This is a genomic window from Alkalibacterium sp. AK22, assembly GCF_000585255.1.
Taxonomy (GTDB): domain Bacteria; phylum Bacillota; class Bacilli; order Lactobacillales; family Carnobacteriaceae_A; genus Alkalibacterium.
The window spans coordinates 1-13823 of record NZ_JANL01000014.1 but is presented as its reverse complement, the minus strand read 5'-3'; the positions used below and the strand labels follow the sequence as shown (position 1 = coordinate 13823).

At 48.1% G+C, this 13823-nt stretch carries 9 protein-coding genes and 1 pseudogene; all 10 read right to left on the bottom strand.

Going from position 1 to position 13823, the window contains the following annotated elements:
- Nucleotides 1–86: 86 nt before the first annotated feature.
- On the bottom strand, nucleotides 87–830 hold the full coding sequence (locus ADIAL_RS02345; RefSeq protein ID WP_034299626.1) for an amino acid ABC transporter ATP-binding protein: 744 nt from the start codon (nucleotides 828–830) through the stop codon (nucleotides 87–89).
- A 12-nt stretch (nucleotides 831–842) separates the two neighbouring features.
- Nucleotides 843–1541: an amino acid ABC transporter permease gene (locus ADIAL_RS02340; protein WP_034299623.1), complete on the bottom strand. Its 699-nt coding sequence runs from the start codon at nucleotides 1539–1541 to the stop codon at nucleotides 843–845.
- Nucleotides 1542–1627: 86 nt separating this feature from the next.
- On the bottom strand, nucleotides 1628–2530 hold the full coding sequence (locus ADIAL_RS02335) for a transporter substrate-binding domain-containing protein (RefSeq protein WP_051503658.1): 903 nt from the start codon (nucleotides 2528–2530) through the stop codon (nucleotides 1628–1630).
- A gap of 127 nt (nucleotides 2531–2657) precedes the next feature.
- Nucleotides 2658–3503, bottom strand: a complete 846-nt coding sequence (locus ADIAL_RS02330) for an endonuclease/exonuclease/phosphatase family protein (RefSeq protein WP_034299615.1) — start codon at nucleotides 3501–3503, stop codon at nucleotides 2658–2660.
- Between the two features lie 269 nt (nucleotides 3504–3772).
- Nucleotides 3773–5422, bottom strand: a pseudogene (locus ADIAL_RS02325) (PTS transporter subunit IIBC); the annotation flags it as partial.
- 2 nt (nucleotides 5423–5424) lie between these two features.
- Complete coding sequence (locus ADIAL_RS02320) at nucleotides 5425–6447, bottom strand: ROK family glucokinase (protein ID WP_081757616.1); 1023 nt, start codon at nucleotides 6445–6447, stop codon at nucleotides 5425–5427.
- A gap of 19 nt (nucleotides 6448–6466) precedes the next feature.
- Entirely contained in the window at nucleotides 6467–8164 is a 1698-nt protein-coding gene (locus ADIAL_RS02315) for a glycoside hydrolase family 13 protein (protein WP_051503656.1), read from the bottom strand.
- Between the two features lie 819 nt (nucleotides 8165–8983).
- Entirely contained in the window at nucleotides 8984–10645 is a 1662-nt protein-coding gene (locus ADIAL_RS02310; protein ID WP_034299612.1) for a glycoside hydrolase family 13 protein, read from the bottom strand.
- Between the two features lie 278 nt (nucleotides 10646–10923).
- Nucleotides 10924–13344: a pullulanase gene (locus tag ADIAL_RS02305; RefSeq protein WP_155849155.1), complete on the bottom strand. Its 2421-nt coding sequence runs from the start codon at nucleotides 13342–13344 to the stop codon at nucleotides 10924–10926.
- A 147-nt stretch (nucleotides 13345–13491) separates the two neighbouring features.
- A partial coding sequence (locus ADIAL_RS11425) for a hypothetical protein (protein ID WP_034299610.1) occupies nucleotides 13492–13823 on the bottom strand: 332 nt, incomplete at its 5' end.

Sequence of the window (13823 nt, the reverse complement as noted above, 5' to 3'; positions counted from 1 at the left end):
ACTATCTGGTAGACTCGATGCAGGCCACTTATGGCGTGCTGGCCTGCTTACACTCAACAACACAGGCAATAATAGGTCGAAAAAGATTATTCATCTTCCAGCAGCGCCAGAAATTCGCGAGTCCGGTCTTCTTTCGGATCCGCCAGTACCTGATCAGCCGGTCCTTCTTCCACGATATAGCCGTCACCCATAAAGAATGCCTTGTCTGCAATCCGTCGGGCAAAGTTCATTTCATGTGTGACAATCACCATGGTCTGCCCTTCCTTGGCCAGACTTTCGATAACCTTCAGTACTTCACGAACAAGCTGAGGATCCAAAGCGGAAGTCGGCTCATCAAACAGCATGACATCCGGGTGCATCATCAGCGCCCGGGCAATCGCTGCCCGCTGCTGCTGTCCGCCAGAGAGGGCATCCGGATATTTATCCTTATGCTCAGATAGACCTACTTTCTCAAGCAGCGCATGTGCTTCCTGCATGATTGTGTCCTTGTCCTGCTCTTTGGCTGTTAGCGGGGCTTCTGTAATATTGTCTATCAGCGTCATATGCGGGAACAGGTGAAACCCCTGAAAAACCATACCTGAATAATGACGGATTTCCTTGGTGTCTTTTTTGGTCAGTGGCTTTTCACCGAACTGTACTTCCTTGTCTCCGATTCTGATACTTCCTTCGTCGGGAGTCTCCAGCAGATTCAAGCAGCGTAATAGGGTGGTTTTCCCTGAGCCTGATGCCCCGACTAGGCAGACCACGTCTCCTTTTTCGACCTGAAGATCAATCGATTTCAGCACCGGGGTATCGTCAAAACTTTTTTTGAGATTTTTAACCGTTATCATTGTGTATCCTCCTTAATTAGTCAGGTAGCGATTGTAGCGAATTTCCAGGCGGTCCTGGAAATAACCGATCACAATGCACACTAGCCAGTAAATCAGCGCAGCCGTAATGTACATGGTCATGCTGTCAAATGTTCTTCCCGCAACCAGACGTGAGCTGTACAGCAGTTCCTGGACGGTAATAACCGAAGCCAGCGATGTTCCTTTGACTACATCCATAAAAATATTGAACGTCGGCGGCAGGGCGATCCGGGTCGCCTGCGGAATAATGATTCTTCTCAGAGTCTGGAAATAATCCATCTGCAGTGTTGCCGCCGCTTCCCACTGTCCTTTGGGCACCGACAGGATTGCCGATCGGACAACTTCTGCATTGTAGGCTGCAAAGTTCAGACTGACTCCGACGATTGCAGCCACCACCGCACTGTCAAACTCGATACCAATCACGGGCAAGCCGTAATAAAGAATAAAGATAAACACCAGTAAAGGGGTACCTCTCATGAAAGAGATATACAGCCTTGCCGGCAAGTGCAGCACAGCATACTTGGACATGCGGGCAATACCTATCACCATCCCCAGTATCAGCGCAAAAAACATACTGAACAGGGCGATAATCATGGTCACCTGCAGGCCTTCCAGTAGAAACGGCAGCGAGTCTGCCGCTAATTCAAAATCAAACAGGTAGTCCCAGCGGATTTCACGGAACGTTTCAAACATCTTAGAACCCTCTTTCTTTTATGATTTCACAGCTTAAAAAGAAAACATACAAGAAGAGCTGGCTTCTTGTATGTTTATTCTCTTGCTTATTCTCCGTCCAAACCGACAATGTCCTCGTCGTCAAGCGGTTCTGTAACGTCTACACCGAGAAACTCGATGGCCAGTTCAGATACAACGCCTTCTTCCTGGAGCTCAGCGAGCGCTTCGCTCAACTGGTCTCTCAGTGTTTCGTTGCCCTGTAGAACAGCCATGGCACTTTCTGTTGCGTGGAACCGTACGTCTTCTGCAATCGCCAGACGATCATCACCAAATTCTTCCAGGGTATTGCTTAAAACCAGATAATCGTTCAGGTAGGCATCCTGATTGCCGTTGATGACATCTCTTAAGATCGCTTCAACACCTCCGTCATAGGCGGTACCGTTAGCACCGATGTTGTCAGCAAACACTGCATAGTTACTAGTCAAGGAACCGACAGCGACGTCAACACCTTCCAGATCGTAGGCAGATTCAAAGCGGTCCTGATCTTCTGCCCGTACGATTACTGAGCCGTATGAGAATTTATGCGGATCGACAAAGTCAAACACTTCTAGACGCTCTTCGGTGATGGCAAAATCATGTGCCGCCACGTCGATCTGACCATTTCTGAGAGAAGGCAAGATGCCGTCAAAGTCCATGGTTTCAAATTCAACTTCCAAGTCAAGACGTTCACCGATTTCACGGACCAGTTCAACTTCAAAGCCGGTTAGCTCATTGTTTTCATCAAAGAAAGTGATGGGCGCATAAGTCCCTGATGTCCCCACGGTCAGTACACCTTCTTCTTCAACTGTAGCCCAAGAATCGTCCCCAGCTGTTTCTTCTCCCGTGTCTTCAGCCGTTTCTTCTGTTGCATCCATTTCCGCCTCGTCCGCGCTGTCATCTGCGCCATTACCGCAGGCCAGCAGGAAACCGCTCATGGTCAAAACACTTGTGTATAGTAAAGACTTTTTCATACTAAATACTCCCCTTTTCTTATCCATGCATTAAAAAAGCACTGAATGGTTAAATATCCAGTGCTTACTATATCATCTTGACCCGGGCGTGTCACGTCATATCCCTAACTTTTAGTAAGAACATGAGTTATTCCTCATTTATAACCGCTTCCACTCCAAAATGGTCGCTGATGACAGGCCCGCTGATTCCATCAAACACAACCCGGTAGCTCTTTATCTCCAGTTTCTGTCCCGCAAAGACATAGTCGATCCGCTTATGGGCCTTGTGCCCTTCCCAGCCATCGATTTCCTTCTCAACTGTCGCTTCACCGGTCTGCTTTTCAGAAACCAGGAAAGCGTCTTGCAAATAAGGAGCCGTCTGTCTGACATAGTGATACCCTTCGGACTCAGCCGAGGGATCGTTGTTAAAATCACCCATAATCAGCAGATGGTCTTTTTCCCCCGTACCGATCTGGTCAAGGGTCTTGTCCCATTCACTTTGAAAAAGCGCTTCTCCTTCTTCTGACTGCCACCAGGAGTAGTGCACAGACAAAACAGTCCAGAGTTTCCCGCCTCTTTCAGCCTTGGCTTTCAGTATCTTACGGGTATAGTGATGCTCATAGTCTGTCGACAGAGAGACTAGATGTCCTTCAGCTACAAAAGGCTGCAAGCTAAGCAGAGCGACTCCTTCATCGTACATGCTGTAGCCAATATGATTAGCCGTCCAGCTCCAGTAATAGTTTATCCCCTGTTCCCTGAGCTTCTGAATCAGCAGCAGGGCATAATTGTCTTTTTTCACAGCGACCGTATGCCGGTTTTCCTCCGGTGTGATAAAAAACGGGTCTTCGGCTTCATCTGCGGCGAGAGACTGATTGACTTCCTGCAGGCAGATAAAGTCATAAGCAGAAGCGGCAATCCGTTCAGCCAGTCTGTCCAGCTTTTCAAGTGGGTCATCTTCCATCCAGGCGTGCGTGTTCAGTGTCAATACGTTCATTTCTGTGCTCCTTTGTCGTTTATGCTCAAATATGCTTGCTTGTCTTTCTTTCTGCTGACAGTCAAAACGTCACAGGCTTCCATCGACGCCCTTCGGCACAGTAAAAATCAGGCCCGACAGTCATCAGCCAGGACATCCAGACCAGCTGTTCCGGCCGGCCTGCACGCCTCGTGATGATACGAACCTGACTATTTGTTTTACCGCCTCTAAATATTCATCCAGCCAGCTGATTTAATCATAACACAAGCGTCCTATTCTATAGAAGAGGACGGAATCGCTGCATTGGATTCCAGCACATCCAGGATGTCGGATTTTAATATATCCGCTTTAGGACCGTAGATAGCCTGGACACCGGTATTTTTATGCACCAGTCCCATCGCTCCGGCTTTTTTCCATTTATCCTCACTGCCGACCTTGTCTGTATCCCTAACACTGACACGCAGACGGGTCATGCAGGCATCGACGTCTTCAATATTATCCTTGCCCCCAAGGAGATGAATCACATCATAGACCTGCTGCGAAGCATCTACGGGTTCGCCACCTTCTGCGGCTGCCCCTGTGTTTTCGTAGTTCCCTTTGCGTCCTGGTGTCGCATAGCCAAATCTATTGATTAGGTAGTTAGCCAGGAAGTAGGTCCCGACTGCAAAAGCAGCCGTAATCCATAAGAAGTTCAGCATATCCAGTCCCAGGCCGGCTCTCATCGCCAGTGGGGTCCGGGTCAACAACTCGATATTTCCGAACGCATGAATTCTTAAATTTACAATGTCAGCCATGGCAAAGGCCGCTCCTTGAAGAACCGCATAAATAGCGTACAGCGGCATGGCGGCAAACATGAACATGAACTCCAGCGGCTCCGTCACACCAGTCAGAAAAACAGCCAGTCCGGCAGACAGATACATAGACTTGTAACCCTTTTTCTTGTCTTCATCCACGTTCTTGTACATGGCATAAGCCAGTCCCATAAGGATACCGGATGAACCGATCATTTGCCCTACTTTGAAACGAGCCGGGACAAAGTTTTCGATTGCATACTGATACGTGCTGGTATCTCCAGCAGCATCCAGATTAACCAGATCACGTGTCCAGGCCAGCCATAGAGGATCCTGTCCATAGACAAGAGCCCCTTCCTGTGCACCACTAAGAACCTGATACGTGCCTCCCAGAGGCGTATAGTTGATTGGAATTGTCAGCATATGGTGCAGGCCAAAAGGTAGCAGCAGTCGTTCAAGTGTCCCGAACAGGAAAGGAGCCAGTACAGGTGCACTGTCCTGCGACTCGGCAATCCAGACGCCAAAGCTGTTGATGCCTCCCTGAATTACAGGCCATACAACGGACAAGATCAGTGCGGCAATCAGCGACCAGCCGATCACGACAAAAGGAACGAAACGCTTGCCGTTGAAGAAAGATAAGGCATCCGGCAGTTTACGGAAGTTGTAGTACTTATTGTATGCCATGGCGCCCATGAACCCGGCAATGATCCCGACAAAGACACCCATGTTCAGCGCAGGAGCTTCGAGCACCGAAACAAAGTATCCGTCCACAGGAATCTCTGTCCCGAATAACGTCTGAGTGACGGCACCTTCTTCTGCCAGCATACTGCTGGAGACACCAAAAATCGCTCCAGTGATCCGATTGATCAGAATAAAGCCAATTCCGGCAGCGAATGCACCGCCCGCTTTATCCTTGGCCCAGCTTCCTCCAATGGCCAAGGCAAACAGAATATGTAGATTCCCAATGATTGCCCAGCCAATATTTTCTATTACACTTCCAAAAGCTACTAAAGCAGCCAGGTCCGGATTGATCATCGGAATCGATCCACCGATACTGATCATCAGACCAGCGGCTGGCATGACCGCAATCACACCCATCAATGCCTTACCGAACTTCTGCCAGAACTCAAAATTCATCATCTTTTTCATTTTTATGCTCCTGTTCTCTGTTGGATTTGTACGTGCTGCTTAACTGTTTCGTCTGTCTCCACCTGTTTAAACACTAAAAGGCCTGCTCCCAGTACACCGGCTGTATTTTCAAGTGTGGCAATACGAAGGCTGGTCGTTTCCTTAACCGACGGAAAGGCATGCTGTTCAAAATAAGGCCTCACATAGTGCAGCAGCAGTTCCCCTGCTTTGGATACCCCTCCGCCCAGAACAATGGCTGAAGGATTGAGAATATTGGCTATATTCGCACAAGCTATGCCCAGATAGCCCCCGACCTTCTGCAAAACCAGCTCTGCAAAAGGGTCTTTTTGTCTTGCCCGGTCAAAAATTATCTTAGCCGATACGGCTTCCTCTTTCATGATGAGCTGAGCTAGACCAGACGTGCCCGCAAAGCTTTCTGCTTCTGCTTTTGCCAGATTGACGATCCCTGTCGCACTGGCTACGGTCTCCAGACAACCTGTGCCTCCACAAGTACAGGGAAAGCCATTGGGTTCTACTTTGATGTGCCCGATTTCTCCGGCTGCACCAGACACGCCCCGGACCAGTTTCCCTCTTGAAATCACGCCGCCCCCAACACCTGTACCGAGCGTGACAAAGACAACATCTGCTGCGTTATTTCCTGCCCCTTTCCACTGCTCACCCAAGGCTGCCACATTGGCATCATTGTCCAGAACAAAGGGGAGATTAAGAGCGCTTTCTATTTGCTGTTTAATATGAACCGTTTTTGTCCAGTTCAAGTTATACGCTCCCGTAACCGTTCCTGCCTGATGATCGACTGCACCAGGAGAACCCATACCTATACCAAAAAAGTCTCCTGGCGTCAATCCATGCGCTTTCATTTTGTTTTGAAGGGAAGCCAGAATCGTCGGAACAATCTGACTTCCGTGATCATGAACAGGGGTCGGTTCGACCCACTGCTCCGTCACTTCTCCGCTTTCAGTTATCCAGGCAAACTTGATGGTTGTGCCGCCCAGGTCAATACCGATTGCCGTCTTTTTCATGTTCATACTCCTCATACCTATTCTTTTAAAGCGTATAGTAGTTTGGATCGTGCCAAATCTTCTGCTTGGCCACTTTGTACACCCTAGACTCGTAAGGTCTGAGCGTCATTTTTGCATTTTGCGTATCCGTCACCGTATAGTTGCTTAGCTTCAACTCTCCCAGGTCCAGTTCTTCACTGATATCCAGCTCTGCTGACTCATTGAACAAGTTGACAATGACAACATACTCTACTCCTTCATATGCCCTGAGGTAGGCATAGACTTGCTCATGCTCCTTGGCAATCAGCTCATAGTGTCCGTAGATCAGAGCCGGTGTCGACTTGCGCATCTGAATCATCTTTTTATAGAAATAATAGATGGAATCCGGATCGTTCACTGCCTGCTCGACATTGATGTCCGGATAGTTCGGATTTACACCCAGCCAGGGTGTGCCGGTTGTAAAACCGGCTTCAGGTGCGTTGGACCATTGCATCGGTGTACGTGAATTGTCGCGTCCATTTTTCCAGATGTACTCCATGACTTCTGTATGCGCTGTACCGTTGCTGGTTTCTATCTCATACATATTTTTCATGCCGACATCATCATAGTCCTCGATTGAATCAAACTGAACGTTGGTCATGCCGATTTCCTGTCCCTGGTAAATAAACGGGGTCCCCTGCATAAAGAAATAGAAAGTCGCCAGAGCTTTGGCTGATGTTTTTCTTAAATCCCCGTCATTGCCCCAAGTCGATACGCTGCGGGCCAGGTCATGGTTTTCAATAAACAAGGCATTCCAACCTCGGCCATCCAGACCTTTCTGCCACCTAGTCATGACTTCTTTCAGTTCTTTGAGGTCGAGGCCTTCTCCATTAGCTCCCCACAGACCCAGGTGCTCAAACTGGAAAATCATATTGAAGTATCCTTTATCTTCACCAACCCAGCGGTCTGCATCTTTAATCGTTACCCCATTCGCTTCCCCAACGGTCATCACGTCATAATTGCTGATGGTCCGGTCGGCAAACTCGGAAAGAAACAGATCAATGCCCGGCTGATTCATGTGACCGTCAAAGGATGGCACATAGTCCTTGTCCATCGGGTTCGGCAAGTTAGGATAGCCGCTTTTCTTCTTGATGTGGGAAATGGCATCCACTCTGAAGCCGTCGATTCCTTTGTCCAGCCACCAGTTGACCATTTCGTAAACATGTTCTCTGACTTTGGGATTTTCCCAGTTCAGATCCGGCTGTTTCTTGGAAAAGACATGCATGTAATACTCTCCCGTCTGCTCATCCAGTTCCCAGACCGATCCGCCGAAGATCGATTCCCAGTTGTTAATTTCTGATCCGTCAGGCTTGGCCGGATGCCAGATGTAAAAGTCACGGTAAGGATTATCCTTGGATGACCGGGACTCAATAAACCATTCATGCTCATCCGATGTATGGTTGATCACCAGATCCATGATGACTTTCATTCCACGCTGATGCACCTCTTTAAGCAAGGTATCAAAGTCATCCATTGTCCCAAATTCCGACATAATGGCATGGTAGTTACTGATGTCGTAACCGTTATCATCGTTGGGCGACTGATAGATTGGGCTGATCCAGATGACATCGATACCCAGCTCTTTGATGTAATCCAGTTTTTCGATAACCCCCTGCAGATCACCGATACCATCACCATTTGAATCATAAAAACTCCGCGGATACACTTGGTAGGCGACCGCTTTTTTCCACCACTGCTTCTTCATGTCACTGCACTCTCCGTCATAATGTTTTCCGAATCCTGAGAAACGTTTTCCTTGTCCACTTAGGACAACAGAACTAATCATACGCCCAGATTAAAATGCTTTCAATACTTTTCTCTCTGTTATCGGTATCATCTTTTGCTGTTTTTATTTCACTCCCCCTTTTTTGCACTTTCTTCCGTCAGACAACAGATAGCCGTCGTCCTATTCACGGACGACGGCTATCTGTAAGTGATGACAGGTCAGTCAACTTGGCGAGCTGAACCTGCTTGTTCCCCTTTAGACAGGTGAATGAAAGACACCCCCTATACTTTATCCCACTGAGCTCTTCTCATGAAGACGAACCTTTAATCCTTATGAGTCAGATGGTTTTTAGAGAGAAGATCTAACGATTAAAGATTAATCGTTAGATCCACTGTTCTTTTTGACGCTATTTGTCATGAATAGCTTCTAATCGTTATCAGTGGACACTGATTGAACGCACACTTGCAACGAAAGCAGCAAAATCAGCCATCTCGGTAGCTTGCTCTTGATGATGAAAGCATTTATGTTCGGGCGACTCTGTTCACCAAGCAACATATTCGCCTCTTAGGGTCTATTTACATACAGTCAAGTCACTGACCAAACACTTGACTGGCCTTTTTCTATTAATAGTAAAAAATCATACGGGGTGCACTCTTAAGAGTGCATCCGTATGATTTAATGTAAAAGCTTTTTGGCATCTTCCCACTGCTGTTGAGAGCCCGTTTTAGTTATAGCGGGGATGTTCGGAGCAAGGGGCGGGACAGGCTCTGTTTTGAATCAGCAGCATGACCTTTCTTTTTACCCTTTTGCTGCTTTATAAACGCGGGCCTCAAAAGGCTGCAGAGTCATGGTCGACAAATGGTCCTCTTCCACGTGATAGTTGGACAGCAGCAGTTGTTCACATGACAGACCTTTATCCAGGCTAAAGTCCGCTACTTCATTTGTCAGGTTGACAATGATGGCATACACCTCGCCGTTATGCTCGCGCAGATAGGCATAGACTTGTGGATGGTCTTCAGCAATCAGTGCATAGGAACCGTAAATCAGAGTCGGAACTGATTTTCTTAAGGTAATCAGCTTTTTGTAGTAATGGTAAACGGAGTCCGGGTTGCGGGTGGATTCCTCAATGTTGATGTCAGGGTAGTTAGGGTTGACCTTAAACCAGGGCGTCCCGGTCGTGAAGCCGGCTTCTGCTCCGCTGGACCACTGCATCGGTGTACGTGCATTGTCCCTGGCATTTTTCCAGACAAATTCCATCATTTCTTCGTGAGACTTGCCGTTGCTGGTTTCATAGGCATACATGCTGATTAGCCCGGCATCATTGTAGTCTCTGATTGAATCAAAGCGAACATTGGTCATACCGATTTCCTGACCCTGATAGATAAAAGGGGTCCCTTGCATGAGGAAGTAAAAAGTCGCCAGCGCTTTGGCTGATGTTTTTCTCAGATCTTTGTCGTCTCCCCACGTAGACACACTTCTGGGTAAATCATGATTTTCCAGATAAAGGGCGTTCCAGCCTCGATTATTCAGACCCGTCTGCCACTTGGTCAAAACGCTTTTCAGCTCCGCCATATCCAACTGGCCTTCTCTGGCTTTCCACAAGCCGAGATGTTCAAACTGAAAAATCATGTCAAAGTAGCCGTCTTTCTCTACCCAGTGCCTTGCATTTTCAAAGGTCGCCCCACCAGCCTCGCCTACCGTCATGACATCATAGTGTCTCGTGGTCTGTTCCACAAATTCTGTCAGAAATACATCGATACCGGGCTGGTTGGCATGGCCCGCATTGGAAGGCACATATTTCCTCTTCAGCGGGTTGGGCAGATCAGGAAAGCCGCTTTTTCTTTTGATATGCGTAATCGCATCAACTCTAAAGCCGTCAATCCCCTTATCAAGCCACCAGTTGACCATTTCATAGAGCCGCTTGCGGACCTCAGGATTTTCCCAGTTCAGATCCGGCTGTTTTTTCGAGAAAATATGCATGTAGTATTCTTCCGATTGTTCATCGTATTCCCACACCGAGCCTCCAAAAAAGGACTCCCAGTTGTTCGGCTCACTGCCGTCAGGCCTTCCGGGATGCCAGATATAAAAATCACGGTAGGGACTGTCTTTTGATGAGCGGGATGATATAAACCATTCGTGTTCGTCTGAGGTGTGATTAATCACCAGGTCCATAATCACTTTCATGCCACGCTTATGTACTGCCTCAAGCAGTTCATCAAAATCGACCATCGTGCCGAATTCATCCATAATGGCATAATAATCACTGATATCATAGCCATTATCGTCATTGGGGGATTGGTAGACAGGATTGATCCACAGCACATCGATTCCCAACTCTTGCAAGTAGTCAAGTTTTTGGATGATTCCCTGCAGATCACCAATTCCGTCTCCGTTTGAATCGTAAAAACTCCGCGGATAAATCTGGTAGGCGACCGCCTCTTTCCACCATTGGCTTTTCATATGCTCCCCTCCTTATACTTATTCACTTTTAGAAAACTCTTGTGATTACTGATATTATACCCTATTTAGTTATCTATTTATCTGAAGTAAGGTCCTTGGGCCTTGATAAGGCTTAATAAAATAAAATGCTCTAATCTGCCGGCTTCCACAAACAGATAAGTGATGTGCTTTATACACAGGCCATCCTGCTTCAGTGAATGTTTATCCATCCTGAGCCGTGAACATAAGGTGGGCCCCTGCCTGTATCGATTGGGACCCCCTGCCTTTCGTGCCTCCTGTCAGCTCTTTTTCATGAGCAAGACGGCGGCACTCAACGGCTTCAGGGTCACCGTCTGTTTGTCTATAGCTAGGCCTGACGGACAACGGATTGTCTCTGTCCCCGCTTTTTCTGCATCGACAATGACCTGAGCCTTTGAAAAATCCGTATCTGTTGTCAGTACACGTTCAGTCTCATCCGCATTGACCAAGACAGCGTAACGGTCCCCGGACGAATCCACAGCCTGAAAGGCAATCACAAGATCCTCTTCAGCAATTTCCGGTGCTTCGATCAGTGAGACCGACTGACGGATTTCCTCCAGAGAGCCTTTACGGAAAGCGTCTGTTTTTCTTCTCAGCTGAATCAGGCCTTGGGTATACTTTTGAGTCTCTGTATGCAGAGGATACGCTGCATTGTCCAGTGCTTTAGACCAGTCAAAACGGTTTACCGCATCGGTCGCATAGACCGAGTCATGAATAAAGTAAGGGTAGTTAAACGGTTTGCCTTGGCTGTCCGTCACAAAAATTGACCGGTCAGGCACCTGCTCTTCAGGAACAGCTTCTGTAAAGGCATCGTCTCTGAACTGTTTTGTCCGCCCGTATTCCTGACCTGCATGTATAAAAACCGTTCCCTGAGCAGTCAGTGTTAGGACATTCCCCAGCCTGATCCGTTTGTGGATCTCTTCCTGATGGGCATCCGGGTCCTTGCCGATTGCCTTGGCAATCACATCGTGCAGAGTCAGGTTGTCATGCGCTTCAATATACGGGACCACGTCACCAGGATCGGTTGCTTTAAAATTATGGGGACAGGCCGTCAGATTATCAAATAGCCTGTTAATGGCGCGCGGACCTCCGGTAAGGAAGCTCGGTTCGCCTTCATTCATAAAGCCTGACTTCAATTCATTTCGGAAATCATCGGAAAAGGAACCGACAGCTGAGGTGTAAGCCATCCAGTCTTGATCAGCGGGCGTAATATCCTCTTCCCCCTCATCTCCAACATAAGTTCTCCAGCCCTCACCAATCATTAAAAGATTGGGATTCAAAGCAGCCGCTTGGTCATATGCTTCCTGTATGGTCTGAGCATCATGGTCGCCCATCATATCGAAACGGAAACCGTCCACCTTATACGTATCAACCCAGTGCAGAATCGAATCGACCAGCAGGCGTCTAGACATCGCGTGTGTCGTTCCAATCCGGCCTCCACCGAAGCTCTCCCTTGGGTGGCCTTTCCGGTCCATAAAATGATAGTACTCTGGCTCCAGGTCTTCAAAGATATGGGTCTGAGCTGTATGGTTGTAGACTACGTCCAAAATGACGCCCATTCCCCGCTCGTGAATCGCTTGAACCAGTTCTTTGAACTCTTCGATCCGCTTTTCGGGGTCAGTCGGATCTGTGGAATACATGCCGGTCAATGCAAAGTAACTTTGAGGATCATAGCCCCAGTTGTAATTCACATCATTGGAGGCATAGTGAAGCAAACGTTCGTCTTTTTTAGCTTCGTTTATATGATAAAAACTCATGACCGGCAGCAGCTGGATATGTGTGGCTCCCAGTTCCTTGATGTAGTCTAGCTTTTCTGTAAAAGCTCTGAAGGTACCGAAAGGCTCTGCCAGCTCTTCTTTGATGGAAGGGTCGGATGTAAAGTCCCTGACGTGCACTTCATAAATCACCGCATCTTCACGCTTAGTGAACCCTGCAATCTCTGCATACCCCATTTCAGGACCGATTCGTTTGGGATCGACAATCGCGGCTTTCGCCACTCTGTGCTCCGGACGTGAGCTGTCCCATACAGCCAGTGAGCGGGCATAGGGATCCAGGGCCAAGACTGTTTTTCCTGCTCTTTCTATTTCAAAATGATAGAAATAGCCAGTCAAGTCCTCCAGTCCGGTATTCTCTTCGTTCAGCCTCACACTCCAGGCCCCCTGCTGTTTTCGATTCATTGCGATGCCTTCACCAAGCTTTTGTTCCGGGTCAGTCTTATCGTAGAGCACGGCCGTTACCCGGTCAGCACTGGGTGACCAGACAGTCAGTTCTGCCGTTCCGTCCAACTGAAGTGTGGCTCCCAGTACATCCTTATAGTTGTAAAGCTGATCCTTGATTTTCCATCCTATTAGAACCGGGATGCTTTCTTCATCCAAAGATACCGTATAGGGAGCTGCTTCAACGCTAAACTGTCCCTTCAGGACCACACTCCCCTTGTCTTTTTGTCTGTCTATAGATTCCACTGGACAGGATTGCCCGCTCTCATCTTTGACCATCACAGTGTCCAATGCCAATACGTCCGCCGATTTTTTATTTTCAAAGTAAATAGCCAATTCAGTTACGGACAGCAATTTCGCTGATGCCAGCATTTTTGTCCTGTTTTTCTCATGTGCAGTAATAAGATCATCTCCTTCAGTTTGGCGGACCATCGTCCGACTTGTTTCGTTATTTATAGTATACATCTTTTCCGTTCAAACAAAACGCACCCTCCTCCGGGGGTATCGATCTTGGGAGGAAGGTGCTGTATTTGTGCCGGCAGATGAACTGCAAGAAGGAACGCTTTGCTTAAAAAATCAGCGTGTTCCTGCTCACTCATTCATTCTCCCTTATTACTTGTTGCTATTCTTTTTGAAGAGCTTGATACCTGCTCCAGTTCCCGCTGTCACCAGACCAATCAGTCCAATCGTCCACAATGCGGTCGCTGTAGATGGAAGTCTCTCTGCTAGAGAGGGATCTCTATCCTGTTCTGAATCAGCTGTTGCTCCGTCCTCTGGAGTGCCGGTTGCGCCGTCTCCTTCTGGAGTACCGGTTGCGCCGTCTCCTCCTGGAGTACCGGTCGTGCCGTCTCCTCCTGGAGTACCGGTCGTGCCGTCTCCTCCTGGAGTGCCGGTTGCGCCGTCTCCTCCTGGAGTGCCGGTTGCGCCGTCTCCTCCTGGAGTGC